Origin of the sequence: Candidatus Coxiella mudrowiae (assembly GCA_001077715.1) — a bacterium.
GTDB classification, from domain to species: domain Bacteria; phylum Pseudomonadota; class Gammaproteobacteria; order Coxiellales; family Coxiellaceae; genus Coxiella; species Coxiella mudrowiae.
The window spans coordinates 210289-225084 of sequence record CP011126.1 but is presented as its reverse complement, the minus strand read 5'-3'; the positions used below and the strand labels follow the sequence as shown (position 1 = coordinate 225084).

Genomic DNA, 14796 nt, shown 5'->3' with positions numbered 1-14796 from the left:
TAAATCAATCAGAAGGAAACTCAAAATGGCCTTTGAACTACCGAATCTGCCTTATAAGTTAAACGCCCTCGAACCCTATATTTCTCAAGAAACCCTGGAATACCATCATGGCAAACACCATCGTGCTTATGTGGACAAATTGAACAAACTCATTAAAGGCACTTCCCTCGAAAAAAAATCCCTTGAAGAAATTATCATGCAATCTGATGAGGGCATTTTCAACAATGCAGCCCAAAGCTGGAATCATACCTTTTATTGGCATTGTATGAGCCCAAAGGGTGGTGGGGACCCGAACGCTGATCTTGCTTTGGCGCTAAAAGAACATTTTGGGTCATTAGAAAAGTTTAAAGAAGAATTCACCAATTCCGCTAATAATCATTTCGGTTCCGGGTGGGCGTGGTTGGTCCAAGATAAAAATGGAAAACTGGAAGTCTTAAGTACAGTAAACGCTCGCAATCCCATGACGGAGGGTAAGAAACCATTATTAACCTGGGATATATGGGAACATGCCTATTACATTGATAACCGCAACGATCGTCCCAAATATGTCAATAATTTTTGGCATATAGTCAATTGGGACTTTGCAAAAAAAAATTTTCAATCTAAATGATCAACGTTATTGTCAATGGAATTAACGGTAAAATGGGCCATGTGGTTAAAGAGAGCATTACGGCCCAATCTGATCTTAATTTAGTTGCAGGAACGGGACGACAAGATAATTTAACGGAAATTATTAAAGCGACGGAAGCAGACGTGGTCATCGACTTCACTACCCCTCACGTAGTTTTTACTAACACGGAAACAATTATCAACGCGGGTGCGCGTCTCGTAGTTGGGACTACGGGATTAACCTTAGAACAGATCGGTATTCTAGCGAAACAATGTCAAGTAAAAAAATTGGGTGGAATAATTGCTCCCAATTTTTCTTTAGGCGCCATCTTGATGATGAAATACGCCAGGGACGCTACCCACTATTTCCCAGATGCCGAAATTATTGAAATGCATCATCCTCATAAAGTGGATGCTCCTTCAGGCACTGCAATCAAAACCGCTCAAATGATGGCGGAAGTAGATGCTTCTTCTCAAGGAACTAAAGAAGAAACCCCTCCCAACCCCGCTCGCGGAGTATTAAAAAATAATGTGCCTATCCATTCTATTCGTCTTCCCGGTTTATTCTCCCATCAATCCGTAATTTTCGGCGGGAATGGCGAAATTCTGACCATTCGCCATGACGGAACGGACCGCAGATGCACAATGTCTGGCATTTTTCTAGCGTGTCGAAAAGTAATGGACTTGGATCATTTAGTGTATGGTTTAGAGAACATTTTGTGAGAGGCTAGTCAGGGGTAGGGGTATTGATAATTATGGTGTAATAAATTCCAGGATAAATAATAAAATCAAAAGTTCTCTTTGTTTCTCTTTTTTTGAAAAATTTCTCGATCTTTGGAGTGGAGTGGCGGCAAGGCATAGCTTTTCTTCATGATACCAGTACATGGGCTCAGGAGGGGTTATCTTCACCCAAAAAACTAACTCTAACACCGAAACACAAAAGCTCGCCAAAGAAACACTCCAATCCGTTACGCCCCGCTGGTAAAGCGTTCTACCTCTTTTAGAACTAAAGCTTTCATAATCAAGCACAACAAGCCATAAATAACCTCTCGTAAGCAAAATTAATGTGCTCATTTTACTGTAAGAACTTTATTTTTGTTCCTTAACTAAAAAATTAGTTGTCGTGACTTCTGAGTTTGGAAGCAGAGTTTTAGGAGTCGGAGGATACCAACGAAGATCTAAATCGCGAGCCGCTTTAACTTCATCCAATCGCCCCACGGGCTGACGATGCGGTGCGTTCTGCACTATTTCAGAATTATCTTTTATCTCAACCAAAATTTTTTGTAAGGCTTCTATAAAACGATCTAAAGTCTGTTTACTTTCTGTTTCGGTGGGCTCGATTAACAAACATTCAGGAATTAATAAAGGAAAATAAATCGTTGGCGCATGAAATCCGTAATCTAAAAATCGCTTAGCGATATCCAATGCAGTTATCCCATATTGGCGAGTTAAAGGTTTCACTGTCACAATAAATTCATGAGAAGCACGCCGATTCGGGAAAGCTAAAGTAAATCTTAACTGCGCTAAACGTTTCATTAAATAATTAGCATTTAAAGTAGAAAATTCAGCGACCCTAACAGTTCCTTCCTTGCCTAACATGCGCAAATAAATATACGCTCGCAATAATACACCTGCATTACCCATGAAAGTCGATAATCGGCCAATCGTTTTTGTCCGGTGTTTTTGTGTGATCCAATAATATCCCTCATCATTTTTTCCAATCATTGGCACTGGTAAAAATTCTACAAGTCTTTTGCTAGCTGCTACAGGACCTGCACCAGGACCTCCTCCACCGTGCGGGGTCGCAAAGGTTTTATGCAAATTTAAATGCATTACATCAAATCCCATATCACCCGGTCGATATTTTCCTAAAATCGCATTTAAATTCGCTCCATCGTAATAAAGCAAGCCACCAGCGTCGTGAATAATTTTCGAAACTTCTATAATTTTCCTTTCAAATACACCCAACGTCGAAGGATTAGTTAGCATAATACCGGCCGTTTTTGGCCCCACCATTTTTTTCAATTTTTCAAGATCGATATCGCCTTCAGTTGTCGTCGCCACTTCTTTAACACTATACCCGCACATGGCGGCAGAAGCAGGATTGGTGCCGTGGGCAGCCTCAGGTACCAGCATTTCCGTGCGTTCATAATCACCCGAACTTTCATGATACGCCTTTATCATTGCCACGCCGGCAAATTCACCTTGAGCACCTGCCATAGACGTTAGCGAAACTTTTTCCATTCCCGTGATATCTGCCAACATAATTTGCAATTCATAAAGACATTGCAAAAAAGACTGGCTTTGTGGCTCAGGTGTTAACGGATGGCGTTTTAAATAACCTGGGAGCGAAGCTAATCGATTAGCTGCTCGGGGGTTGTATTTCATTGTGCAAGAACCTAGCGGATAAAAATGCGTATCAATTGAAAAATTTTCCGTGGATAATTGGGTGAAATGTCGAACTACTTCAAGTTCAGATAATTCAGGAAGATGCGGCAAATCCCAACGTAATAAATCTGATGGAATATCATGAGCTTCTATTTTTCCCTGAATTTTTTGCGACCCTGCACGTCGATTTTCTTGCGATTTTTCAAAAATTAGCATTTTTTTTACTCGTTTTCTGTCGTAATCAAAAAGTCTATTGAGTGAATTATTTCAAGAAAAACTTTCTCATAATAGGCTATATCTTCATTGGTCTTCGTTTCCGTTACACAAATTAACAGACAATTCCCTAGTTCAGGGTAATCCTCTTTTAAAGAATACCCGACTAAAATCCCTCGTTCAGCCATTTGGCTAATCACTTTTTCTACTGGTTTTTTCAATCGAACTACGAATTCATGAAAAATAGGTCGAGTAAATATCGGCGTAATTTCTTTGAGAGCCGATAAACGCTGAAACAAATCCCGCGCTTTTGTGTGGGACGCTAATGCCACTTCACGTAAACCTTTTGCTCCTAGTAAACTTAAATAAATAGTAGCTGCGGTTACCGCCAACCCTTGATTAGTACAAATATTTGAGGTGGCTTTAGAACGGCGAATGTGTTGTTCACGGGCTTGCAGGGTTAAAGTAAATCCTTCACGACCCTCCCCATCAACGGTTCTTGCTACGATTCTCCCTGGAAGTTGCCGTAAGTATTCTTTCTTGCAACCTATAAATCCAAAATAAGGTCCGCCGGAAGCTAAAGGAACCCCTAAAGGCTGTCCTTCGCCACAGACGATGTCCACGCCTCGTTGTCCCCACTGTCCAGGAGGTTTTAATAAGGTCATTGCTAGGGGATTCACGCTAGCAATAACTAAAATATCCTGCCCATGAGCCCAATCTGTTAACGTATCCACAGCTTCTAAAGCGCCAAAAAAATTAGGCTGTGGAATAATGAGAGCGGTAACATCTGTCATATCCGCAGTACTTAGCCATTGGGAATCTACTATTCCTTGTTTAAGATCATAAGGAATAACCTCGACACTAATTTTTTGCTGTTGGACAATTGATGCCAGGACTTGTCGATAAGCTGGGTGGACAGTGGCTGGGACTAAAATACGGCGTGTTTTGCCTCGCTTGAGGCGGACTGCCATCAACGCTGCTTCAGCTAAGGCGCTGGCGCCATCGTATAAAGAGGCATTAGAAACGTCTATGGCAAGCAATTCAGCCATCATGGTTTGATATTCGTAAATTAATTGCAGGCTTCCTTGACTGGCTTCAGCCTGATAAGGCGTATATGCCGTGTAAAATTCTCCTCGCGTGGTAATTTCCCACACGGCCGCCGGAATGTGGTGTTCATAAGCACCGGCACCAATAAAACATAGTGATTTTTGAGGCTCACGTTCCTCCATGAGATGGCTAATAGCTGCTTCATTTAATCCTTCTGGAATCTGCTTTAGTGCAGCACGCATTAAATTAGAAGGAATCTCATCAAATAATCGTTCAATGTTATCAGCACCTATAAGGGCTAACATTTCCTTTTGATCGTTAGGTGTATGGGGAATAAAAGGCATTATTCTTCCTGTGTTAAAGCTTCATAATCGGGAGCGTTTAATAACTCATCGAGTTCACTTTCGTCATCAGGTCTGATGCGATAAAGCCAACCATCTCCGTAAGGGTCACGATTTACCAAGGCTGGGTCCGTTTGAAGTGCTTCATTAACTTCCACCACTTCACCCGTTAAAGGGGAGTAAACATCAGCTGCTGTCTTTACGGATTCCACCACAGCTACTTCATCACTAGCATCTACTTGGCTATCGACATCCGGTAATTCAACAAATACAAGGTCCCCCAGCTGTTCCTGAGCATGATCCGTAACCCCCACCGTAAAAGTACCATCGGATTCCTTCCTTACCCATTCATGACTTTTGCTGTAGCGTAGTTCCGCAGGAAATTCTGCCATTCTTATCTCCTTTAAAAGGTTTTTTTACCTCGACGCACAAAAGGCGGCTTGATTATCTTAACCGGAATTTGTTTACCTCGCCGTTCGATAGAAGCGGCCTCAAACGCCTCATTAGGAATACGAGCCAGGGCAATAGCCTGTTTTAAGGTAGGAGAAAAACTACCGCTGGTAATTTCTCCTTTCTGCTGATTATTTAACCAAATTTTTTGATGATTCCGAAAAACACCAGGCTCTTCCATGATTAATCCAATCAGCTGTTCTTCAATGCCTCGGTCTAATTGGTTCTCTAAAGCGGTACGACCGATAAAATTGCGGTTGGGATCGTCCCAAGACACCGTCCAACCGAGATTGGAACAAAGGGGAGATGTTGTTTCATCCATGTCGATGCCATATAAATTTAACCCCGCTTCCAAACGGAGGGTATCTCGAGCTCCTAACCCACAAGGTCTCACTCCACCACGCACCGCTCTTTGCCATAATTCGCGCGCTTGTGCATCGGGAAGAATCATTTCGAGCCCATCTTCCCCGGTGTATCCGGTACGAGCTATCAATAAATCATCTGACAAAATAAATTGAAAAGGCTTGAGCTGCGTTAATTTTACATTGATCGCTTCATCAAAAACCTTTTGAGCGACGGAAAATACCTCAGGGCCTTGAATGGCAATAATACACATTTTAGGCTGCTCGTTAACACTCACTTGATAAGATCGGCTTTGCTTTTTCATCCAAGCCACATCTTTTTCTCGAGTTGCCGCATTAATTACAAGTCGATAATGAGAGTGGGATAAATAATAAACAATAAGATCATCGATCACTCCTCCAGTGTCGTTCAATATACAGCTATAGAGCGCACGACAGGGCTCCTTAAGTTTCGCAATATCATTAGCTAATAAAAAGCGCAAAAAAGACGTAGCATTTTCGCCTTTTATATCAACAATACCCATGTGGGAAACATCAAAAATACCAAGATGCTGCCGCACTCGGTGATGCTCATCAATTTGTGATCCATAATGGAGAGGCATTTCCCAACCAGCAAAATCAACAAAGTGAGCCTTTGCCTGAGAATGTTCTTCGTAGAGCGGCGTGCGTCGGAGCATATGGCAGAGATTATATTGGATAAGACTAGGGATGCCAAGCAATCAGAGATTTAATTAAGGATAAAAAAAACCCTGCTTAAAGCAGGGTTTTTTTAGCGATAAAAGCTTGAGGGCAATTACATGACACCGCCCATACCACCCATACCGCCCATTCCTCCCATATCACCACCAACCATGGGTTCCTCTTTCTCTTTTGGAGCTTCAGTCACCATGCATTCCGTAGTAATCATAAGCCCCGCAATGGAAGCTGCATTTTGCAAGGCCGTGCGGGTAACCTTGGTGGGATCGAGAATACCCATCTCAATCATGTTCCCATATTCGCCTTTAGCAGCATTGTAACCATAATTTACATCTTTATAATTCAATACCTTATCGGCGATAACGGCAGCTTGTTCTCCTGCATTTTTTACAATTTGAGAAAGTGGATAAGCCATAGCGCGACGGGCAATTTCAACACCCGTGCGTTGATCTTCATTGTCCACGTTGATATTGTCCAAAGCCCTTATAACGCGGATCAATGCCACACCACCGCCAGGTACTACCCCTTCTTCCACAGCAGCACGAGTTGCATGAAGAGCATCTTCCACACGCGCTTTTTTCTCCTTCATTTCAACTTCCGTCGCAGCACCCACCTTAATGACTGCAACACCACCAGCTAATTTAGCCAGACGTTCTTGCAATTTCTCTTTATCATAATCGGAAGTGCTTGCTTCTATTTCTGCTCGGATTTGTTTGACGCGGTCTTTAATGTCGCCAGTATCGCCCGCGCCATCAATAATAGTGGTGTCTTCTTTAGTGACCACTACACGTTTAGCGGAACCTAAATCATCCAGAGTTGCTGATTCCAGTGATAATCCAACTTCTTCAGAAATTACTTTAGCACCAGTCAAAACAGCAATATCTTGCAGCATCGCTTTGCGACGATCACCAAAACCTGGAGCCTTAACAGCAGCTACTTTCACAACCCCACGGATGTTATTTACTACTAAAGTTGCTAAAGCTTCGCCTTCAACATCTTCTGCCACTACTAAAAGTGGTCGACCGGATTTTGCAACGTTTTCCAATAACGAAATTAATTCACGAATATTAGAAATCTTCTTGTCCACTAATAAAATGAATGGATTTTCAAGTTCTACGCTCATGTTTTGTTGATTGTTGATGAAGTAAGGTGACAGGTAACCACGATCGAACTGCATCCCTTCCACTACTTCCAACTCATTTTCCAACCCAGAGCCATCTTCTACAGTAATAACGCCTTCTTTACCTACCTTTTCCATTGCATCAGCAATAATTTGACCAATAGATTCATCTGAGTTAGCTGAAATGGTTCCCACTTGAGCAATGGCAGTTTTATCTTCGCAGGGTTTAGAAATTTGTTTCAATTCTGCAACAGAAGCGGCTACTGCTTTGTCAATACCGCGTTTCAAATCCATCGGATTCATACCGGCTATAACGGCCTTGATGCCCTCTACCAAAATAGCTTGCGCTAATACAGTAGCAGTTGTCGTGCCGTCACCAGCATCGTCCGAAGTGCGGGAAGCCACTTCTTTAACCATTTGGGCACCCATATTTTCGAATTTATCTTTTAACTCAATTTCTTTAGCAACACTCACACCATCTTTAGTAATGGTTGGAGCACCAAATGATTTATCTAATACAACGTTGCGACCTTTAGGGCCCAAAGTTACCTTCACGGCGTTTGCTAAAACATCCACACCACGGCTCATTGCGTGTAATGCTTCATGAGAAAACTTTAAAACTTTTGCAGTCATTTTTCTTCTACCTCTTTATTTCCACTGTCGGTTATTCTTCAATTACACCCATAATGTCATCTTCTCGCATGACGACATATTCCTTGCCACCAACTTTGACTTCGGTGCCAGCGTATTTGCCAAACAAAATACGATCGCCCACTTTGACATTCAAAGCGCGAACCTCACCCTTCTCAAATTTGCCGGGCCCAACCGCGACAATTTTTCCTTCAGAAGGTTTTTCAGCGGCAGAGTCTGGAATGACGATGCCACCTGCTGAAGTGCGTTCTTTTTCTTCAAGGCGATGGACCACCACTCGATCATGTAATGGACGTATATTCATGCTTTCTCTCCATATTTAAACTAATTTTTTCGCTTTAATGAGCTCATTAAGTGTGAGCCACAATCACTAAACCATATAGGGGCACCAAATAAAAATTCAAGGGCAAAAGTTAAAACAAAAATGAAAGCACAGAATTTGAGTATTAGTAGTAGTTCTGTACAGACGAAATGGGCAAGTGGAGGAAAGCGAAATTGACAAGCTCCAGAAACGGAGGGTTGGGGTGAAGGGAAAGATTATGATAAGCTCAGCGCGAATTCGATTTCTGTGGCGAGGTTATTTTGCTAGATTCATTTAAAACATTACGCACACTGACCGTTAATGGCAAAACTTATCACTACCATAGTCTCTTAGCAGCAGAAGAAGCAGGGCTTTCAAATATTCATTCCTTACCGTATTCACTAAAAATTCTTCTAGAAAATCAATTACGTTATGAAGACGGCCAAACAGTTACCCATAACCACATCGAAGCTTTCGCGCATTGGCTGCGAGAAAAGGACTCCGACCAAGAAATTACCTATCGGCCCGCTAGAGTATTGATGCAAGACTTTACTGGCGTTCCTGCCTTTGTGGACTTAGCCGCCATGCGCGATGCTATGGCAGCCATGAAAGGTGATCTAGCTAAAATTAATCCCCACTGTCCCGTGGATCTTATCATTGATCATTCGCTCCAAGTGGATGAATTCGGGAATGAAAAAGCTTTCCTCAATAATGTGCATATAGAAATGAAACGAAATTATGAGCGGTATACATTTTTAAAATGGGGACAACAATCATTCCGCCATTTCCAATTAGTCCCCCCCGGAACCGGTATCTGCCATCAAGTGAATTTGGAATATTTAGGGCGGGGAGTATGGTCCAGCCCCATGGGCGATAAACTGTTTGCCTACCCGGACACCGTGGTAGGGACGGACAGTCATACTACTATGATCAACGGCCTGGGAGTTCTCGGATGGGGCGTGGGAGGTATAGAGGCAGAAGCGGCCGTGTTAGGTCAACCTATTTCTATGTTAATTCCTGAAGTGATCGGCTTTCGTCTGTCAGGTAAATTACGAGAAGGCGTAACTGCGACTGACCTTGTTTTAACGGTAACTCAAATGTTGCGGCACAAAGGGGTGGTGGGAAAATTTGTGGAGTTTTATGGTCCGGGTCTCGCCGAACTCCCCCTCGCCGATCGTGCAACTATTGGCAATATGGCTCCGGAATATGGAGCTACTTGCGGTTTATTTCCCATCGATGTGGAAACTATTAAGTACATGGAATTGACCGGTCGTGATCCTGAAGTCACTGAACTGGTGAAAGCCTATTCTAAAGCACAAGGCACCTGGTACAACGAAAATACGCCAGAACCCTCTTTTAGCGACACGCTCTCCCTAGATCTTTCCACGGTCGAACCGAGCCTAGCAGGTCCCAAGCGGCCACAAGATGGTGTTGAGCTATCTGCTTTAAAAAAAGCTACCGAAAATTTTGTTACGATGGCCAAACGAGATCAAGAATTAGACCAAGCATTCAAGAGCACCGATGATATGGATCTCCACCATGGAGATGTAATGATTGCAGCGATTACCAGCTGCACGAACACCTCAAATCCCAGCGTAATGCTTGCTGCAGGCCTTCTGGCCAAAAAAGCTGTGGAAAAAGGCTTACAAAGAAAGCCTTGGGTAAAATCGTCACTAGCCCCGGGATCCAAAGTGGTCACAGATTATTTACAAAAAACAGGATTAATCAGTTACTTAGAAAAACTTGGGTTTTATCTAGTAGGCTATGGTTGTACCACCTGTATCGGTAACTCTGGGCCGTTGCCCGAAACGATCGCTAAAACGATCACAGAAAATGATTTAATTGTTTCAGCTGTTTTATCGGGCAATCGTAACTTTGAAGGCCGAATCCATCCTTTAGTCAAAGCGAATTGGTTAGCCTCGCCCCCGCTAGTAGTAGCTTTTGCCTTAGCTGGGACCACTCGAATTGATCTTACTAAAGATCCGGTAGGAATAAATGCTCAGAGCGAGCCTGTTTATTTACATGACATCTGGCCGTCGAATGCAGAAATTGCCAAAGCCGTTCAGCAAGTACGCAACGAAATGTTCCACAAAGAATATGCGGATGTGTTTAAAGGCCATGGTGAATGGCAACGTATTGCTGTGTCTGCGGGCAGTACTTTTGAGTGGCAAGGAGATTCTACGTATATAAAAAAACCTCCATTTTTCGAAAATATGAAAAGCCAGCCCGAACCTTTAAAAGAAATAAAAGGGGCACGTATTTTAGCGGTTCTCGGCGACAGCGTAACAACAGATCACATCTCTCCCGCAGGCGCTATTAAACCAGATAGTCCCGCCGGTAAATATTTAATTGGAAAGGGTATTGGAATTAAAGATTTTAATTCCTACGGTTCTCGGCGGGGAAATCATGAAGTGATGACGCGAAGCACCTTTGCCAATATTCGAATTCGAAACGAAATGCTATCGAACGCGAACGTAGAGGGTGGATTTACCAAGCATTTTCCTGATGGTGAGCAATTATCCATTTATGATGCGGCCATGAAATACCGCGATGAAAATATTCCCCTGGTAGTAATTGCCGGGAAGGAGTATGGCACAGGCTCTTCTCGTGATTGGGCTGCTAAGGGTCCGCGATTGTTAGGCGTTACAGCCGTTATTGCGGAAAGTTTTGAACGCATCCATCGTTCTAATTTAATCGGCATGGGTGTTTTACCACTCGAATTTAAAAATGGCGCTAACCGTAAAAGCTTAAAATTAGAAGGCAACGAAGTAATTGACATTACGGGAATAGAAAATAATTTACGTCCCAGTAGGTGTGTTATCATGACGATCAAGCGCAAAAGCGGAATTATTGAAAAAATTTCTCTGCATTGTCGAATCGACACCGAAAATGAATTGGCTTATTACCACCACGGTGGTATTTTACCATTCGTATTACGTCAAATTTTATCGACTACGTAGGGTGGATTAGCGCCGCAGGTGCGTAATCCATTTTAGAGAATTCTTTCTAATCTTTTGAAATTATTATAAATTCCTTGTCTAATTTTGTAATTTCCTATTGTCACTGAAATATGCTCAGATAAAAAAACAAACAGGAGAAATAGGCATGAAAAGTTGGATAAAGATTTCCTTTTTCCCCTTATTTTTTTATCCTCATCATTAAAAAATTTTTCTAACTTAATGACTTATATGACAGAGTGGTCCGGATATTCTCCTCCGGATGGTCAGCATGCGGCTTATCCCCTTTGATAATTCTTATCCCAGCCAGTATGGCAGTCAACAAAAAAATTCTAATCTTGATATGTTAGATAAAGTGGAGAAATCTGATGTTATCGGCTATGCATTTTTGCATTGCAAGTGTGGGATTTAAATTCTGCAACAAGCCAAAAATATGGTGTCCCTTCGAGCTCAGTCCGACATTTACATTTCGACGATTTATTGGCTAATCTGACAGCAGGACTATCCCTGAATATGCCACCTAGCAAAGATTTTGTTCGCAATCATCGACAAGATCCTAAACTGCTGTTCAACAAGACTGTTCGACAGGTAGTTGTCATTTAGCTTTGTTAAATTACAACGATAAAGACGTCGGGCAAATGAATAATTTCGGCGCTTTTATAAATTTAGCTGTAGGATCGATCTAACACAAAAAAAATTATTTCCATTGGTGGCGCTAATACCATTCAAAATAATTCGGTTTCTACCGATACCTTTCAAACTATTTTTGCCAACCAAGAGGCATTTTTTAGCATCGCTGCAAAATTAGTTAAATCAAATAAAAAGCTGTCAATGGCGTTGATTATGATTTCAAACCACCCAATTAACCCTGATGGTTCATAAAAAACCCGATGCCTCAACCTTAACCGGACTATAATCAGTTATTTAATTTAATTAAAGCAACTCGGGAACGCCTAGGCGTTATTCTTAAATATTTCTGTAACCATTACCCCAAATAAAGATTATCTCCAATACATTAATAAATCCGTTCCGGGTTGGTTGGTTTAAAACAATTGCTCCGTACGTAAATGCAATTTCGCTAATAACCTACGATTTACACGGTCCTTGGGATCACACCAGCAATCCTGGAACGCTATCGTATGTGATGATGCTCCAACAACCCAATTTTCTCAGCCACTCCTATAGTATTAATTACGGCTTAGAAGAGATTGCTCAACAAGTATTGGATTACGGAGTGCCTGCTGCAAATAAACTCCAAATCGGAATTGCGAGCTATGGTCTCGGCGGCTTCTTAAGGGGTAGAAAGGGGGACTTCTTCCTATGCCGGCTTTAATCAAGCTTGGGTGGGTCGGGTCCTAGTCATTTTCCGGCCCGTTATCGCAATAATCAAGACGGTATGTTACCTTACAAATATATCAACGCCATTTTACAAAGTGGTGAGGGGTTATCAGAACCATAACATATTACACAAGGCAATAAAATTATTGCTTCTTACTTTATATAGTATAGTCCCATTGCGAAGCAGTTTGTGGGGTATGAATCCCTGGGACGAATTGAAGTCCCTCTGCCAATTCATCCATACCCAACACCTCAGAGGCGCTATTTTGTGGGATAAGGATTCTGAAGCCGATGGCTTCCCCAAGGGGACAGCTTAGTTAGCGCTTATCGGGGAGTATGTTAGAATATGGGAAATGAGAGGTTTTTTATTCGCTTTAGGATTATTTTTATTTTCTATTCAATAAATGCTGAAATGCCTGAACAACCTCTCTCTGTTGATGAGGCGTTTCAATTCAGTGCTACAGCCAAAGATTACCAAACCATCATTAGCATTTGGCAGATAAAACCGGGATTCTATATTTACCGCAATCACATCTCTTTTGATTCACTCAAATCGACCGAAGACCACCTAGGACAACCACTCTGGCCGGAAGCAAACGCTACTAAAAGATTATCCAGGGCTTGGAAAACTGCCCGTTTATTCGGGGCTATTAAAAATCCCTATTCCAATAATTAAATCAAGCCCCTCAACACCTTATCTTCGGATAAATTATCAAGGTTGTTTGGAACAAGGTTATTGTTATCCCCCCACTTCAAAAACGATAGTCCTCAACCTCGCTGGAAATTATATTGTAACCTACTTATCCCTTACCAGTAGATATTGCTCCGGATAAAACAATCTCTTTAAAAAAAAGAAATTACACCTCCCACCAAACAAGATCTGGAGCTTGTCAATTTCGCTTTCCTCCACTTGCCCATTTCGTCTGTACAGAACTACTACTAATACTCAAATTCTGTGCTTTCATTTTTGTTTTAACTTTTGCCCTTGAATTTTTATTTGGTGCCCCTATATGGTTTAGTGATTGTGACTCACACTTAATGAGCTCATTAAATAGCGAAAAAATTAGTTTAAAAAGTAACCCAGCTCTTGGAGCATAAAAATTTATTCCTAATTTTAGCGAGTTTTTTTGGTTTTGGTTTATTACTTTCCTTTACACCCTGTGTGCTGCCTATGATTCCGATTTTATCGAGCAATTATTGCCGGACAAAAAAACTGCATCCTTGGCGATCGTTTAGTTTGTCCCTAACGTATGTACTGGAAATGGGAATTACTTATGCCCTTACCGGTGTTATTTTTCGATATATTGACGGTACTGTTCAAGCTGTTTTTCAAAACCGATAGGTTATTGCTTTATTCAGTTTAATTTTTATTGGAATGGCTTTATCTCTATTTGGATTATATAGCCTAGAACTCCCCTCCCAATGGCAAACGCGTTTAACAGAAATTAGTAATCAGCAAAGCGGCACTTACGTAGGCACGGCTTTAATTGGGTTGTTTATCTACCTTTGTGGGTTGCATTAGCTATCAGCTCTGCCCTGGCGTTAGGTGCTCTTTCAACCACGCAAACGACTTTGCAAAAAATAGCAAAATCCCTGGAGTTAATCTTATTTACTTACGGAATTGCCTTGGTTACTAGTGCAGTTTCTAGAAATACTAATCCGCTTCACCCTTTTCTGGGAATGTTAAAAAACAAAAAGGGAGTCAAGAGCGATTTATTTCAGTTTATTCACTTCCAGAAGTCGAGCAACAAGTAAAAATAGATCAAACTCAACAATCAACCTATCATAATTGATTTTTACGTGGATTGGTGCATTTCCTGCAAACAAGATGGAGAGCAATTCACCTTTGCAAATCCAAGAGTACAAAAAGCGCTACAACCTTTCCGTTTGTTGCGTGCAGATGTCACACGCACAAACAATTTAGAAAATTAATTGGTGGAAAGACACTTTGGGGTCATTGCCCTACCCACTGTCCTATTTCTTAATGTCAATGGTAAGGAGATCCCTAACTCACGTATTGTAGGTGAGATATCGGCTTCAAAATTTTTAAATCATTTAAAACAGTTAAAAATGAGAGCCCTGACGTTACCAAATTCTTGAAAAAACGAAAAAAATAGTAAAGATCCCGGACAATTCCTTTTCCCTTATGTAGTCCTTACCATGGAGATCTTTACTTTTTGGCGGTATGGGATCATTGTAAGATATATGTATTTATTTAAAAAATAGGATAAAACTAATCCTAATTTGAGTATTTTCTGATCAAATACACTCTAAAAAGTCTAGATCTTACCTAGATCTGCAGCGAATAAGTCGATAACTTTCA

Annotated in this window: 14 protein-coding genes and 1 pseudogene; 8 read left to right on the top strand and 7 right to left on the bottom strand. The window is 41.5% G+C overall.

Annotated elements, in window-relative coordinates:
* The first annotated feature begins 25 nt into the window (after positions 1–25).
* A complete protein-coding gene (locus CleRt_RS01065; protein ID WP_048874872.1) occupies positions 26–610 on the top strand; it encodes a superoxide dismutase in 585 nt (194 codons plus the stop codon).
* A complete protein-coding gene (gene dapB / locus CleRt_RS01060; protein WP_048874871.1) occupies positions 607–1332 on the top strand; it encodes a 4-hydroxy-tetrahydrodipicolinate reductase in 726 nt (241 codons plus the stop codon). Before CleRt_RS01065 ends, dapB begins: the two co-directional genes overlap by 4 nt.
* 30 nt (positions 1333–1362) lie before the next feature.
* Here the strand turns inward: dapB and CleRt_RS01055 are convergent, their stop codons facing one another.
* The 7 genes from CleRt_RS01055 to CleRt_RS01025 all read right to left on the bottom strand — a co-directional run bounded on the left by CleRt_RS01055 (position 1363) and on the right by CleRt_RS01025 (position 8181).
* Complete coding sequence (locus CleRt_RS01055) at positions 1363–1638, bottom strand: hypothetical protein (protein WP_162198804.1); 276 nt, start codon at positions 1636–1638, stop codon at positions 1363–1365.
* 60 nt (positions 1639–1698) lie between these two features.
* Positions 1699–3213 carry an aminomethyl-transferring glycine dehydrogenase subunit GcvPB gene (gene gcvPB / locus CleRt_RS01050; protein WP_048874869.1) on the bottom strand — a complete coding sequence of 505 codons (1515 nt, stop codon included), beginning with the start codon at positions 3211–3213 and terminating at the stop codon, positions 1699–1701.
* Positions 3214–3218: 5 nt separating this feature from the next.
* A complete protein-coding gene (gene gcvPA, locus CleRt_RS01045; protein WP_048874868.1) occupies positions 3219–4601 on the bottom strand; it encodes an aminomethyl-transferring glycine dehydrogenase subunit GcvPA in 1383 nt (460 codons plus the stop codon).
* Positions 4601–4990, bottom strand: a complete 390-nt coding sequence (gene gcvH, locus CleRt_RS01040) for a glycine cleavage system protein GcvH (protein ID WP_048874867.1) — start codon at positions 4988–4990, stop codon at positions 4601–4603. Before gcvH ends, gcvPA begins: the two co-directional genes overlap by 1 nt.
* A gap of 11 nt (positions 4991–5001) precedes the next feature.
* A complete protein-coding gene (gcvT, locus tag CleRt_RS01035) occupies positions 5002–6129 on the bottom strand; it encodes a glycine cleavage system aminomethyltransferase GcvT (protein WP_235379119.1) in 1128 nt (375 codons plus the stop codon).
* Positions 6130–6203: 74 nt separating this feature from the next.
* Complete coding sequence (gene groL / locus CleRt_RS01030) at positions 6204–7859, bottom strand: chaperonin GroEL (RefSeq protein WP_048874865.1); 1656 nt, start codon at positions 7857–7859, stop codon at positions 6204–6206.
* Between the two features lie 31 nt (positions 7860–7890).
* Positions 7891–8181 carry a co-chaperone GroES gene (locus CleRt_RS01025; protein ID WP_048874864.1) on the bottom strand — a complete coding sequence of 97 codons (291 nt, stop codon included), beginning with the start codon at positions 8179–8181 and terminating at the stop codon, positions 7891–7893.
* A 278-nt stretch (positions 8182–8459) separates the two neighbouring features.
* On the opposite strand from CleRt_RS01025, the gene acnA reads away from it, so the two are divergent.
* From acnA to CleRt_RS11190, 6 genes and pseudogenes are all read left to right on the top strand, one after another.
* On the top strand, positions 8460–11138 hold the full coding sequence (gene acnA, locus CleRt_RS01020) for an aconitate hydratase AcnA (protein ID WP_048874863.1): 2679 nt from the start codon (positions 8460–8462) through the stop codon (positions 11136–11138).
* A gap of 268 nt (positions 11139–11406) precedes the next feature.
* Entirely contained in the window at positions 11407–11547 is a 141-nt protein-coding gene (locus CleRt_RS09730) for a hypothetical protein (protein ID WP_157870772.1), read from the top strand.
* Between the two features lie 1338 nt (positions 11548–12885).
* The gene (locus tag CleRt_RS12930) at positions 12886–13149 is read left to right on the top strand and encodes a protein-disulfide reductase DsbD domain-containing protein (RefSeq protein ID WP_306686742.1); all 264 of its coding nucleotides are present in this window, start codon (positions 12886–12888) and stop codon (positions 13147–13149) included.
* The gene (locus CleRt_RS12925; protein WP_082160393.1) at positions 13103–13306 is read left to right on the top strand and encodes a protein-disulfide reductase DsbD domain-containing protein; all 204 of its coding nucleotides are present in this window, start codon (positions 13103–13105) and stop codon (positions 13304–13306) included. The genes CleRt_RS12930 and CleRt_RS12925 overlap by 47 nt, the downstream gene beginning before the upstream one ends.
* A gap of 329 nt (positions 13307–13635) precedes the next feature.
* A pseudogene (locus CleRt_RS14480) lies at positions 13636–13995 on the top strand (cytochrome c biogenesis protein CcdA).
* A gap of 239 nt (positions 13996–14234) precedes the next feature.
* On the top strand, positions 14235–14405 hold the full coding sequence (locus tag CleRt_RS11190; RefSeq protein ID WP_371440284.1) for a thioredoxin family protein: 171 nt from the start codon (positions 14235–14237) through the stop codon (positions 14403–14405).
* The last annotated feature ends 391 nt before the right edge of the window (positions 14406–14796 follow it).

What these genes read in the sequence shown, in the direction of transcription:
- gcvPA (WP_048874868.1), bottom strand. Translation starts at nt 4,601, where the DNA reads ATGCCTTTTATTCCCCATACACCTAACGATCAAAAGGAAATGTTAGCC.
- CleRt_RS01025 (WP_048874864.1), bottom strand. Translation starts at nt 8,181, where the DNA reads ATGAATATACGTCCATTACATGATCGAGTGGTGGTCCATCGCCTTGAA.
- gcvPB (WP_048874869.1), bottom strand. Translation starts at nt 3,213, where the DNA reads ATGCTAATTTTTGAAAAATCGCAAGAAAATCGACGTGCAGGGTCGCAA.
- dapB (WP_048874871.1), top strand. Translation starts at nt 607, where the DNA reads ATGATCAACGTTATTGTCAATGGAATTAACGGTAAAATGGGCCATGTG.
- CleRt_RS09730 (WP_157870772.1), top strand. Translation starts at nt 11,407, where the DNA reads ATGCGGCTTATCCCCTTTGATAATTCTTATCCCAGCCAGTATGGCAGT.
- gcvH (WP_048874867.1), bottom strand. Translation starts at nt 4,990, where the DNA reads ATGGCAGAATTTCCTGCGGAACTACGCTACAGCAAAAGTCATGAATGG.
- CleRt_RS12930 (WP_306686742.1), top strand. Translation starts at nt 12,886, where the DNA reads ATGCCTGAACAACCTCTCTCTGTTGATGAGGCGTTTCAATTCAGTGCT.
- CleRt_RS01065 (WP_048874872.1), top strand. Translation starts at nt 26, where the DNA reads ATGGCCTTTGAACTACCGAATCTGCCTTATAAGTTAAACGCCCTCGAA.
- groL (WP_048874865.1), bottom strand. Translation starts at nt 7,859, where the DNA reads ATGACTGCAAAAGTTTTAAAGTTTTCTCATGAAGCATTACACGCAATG.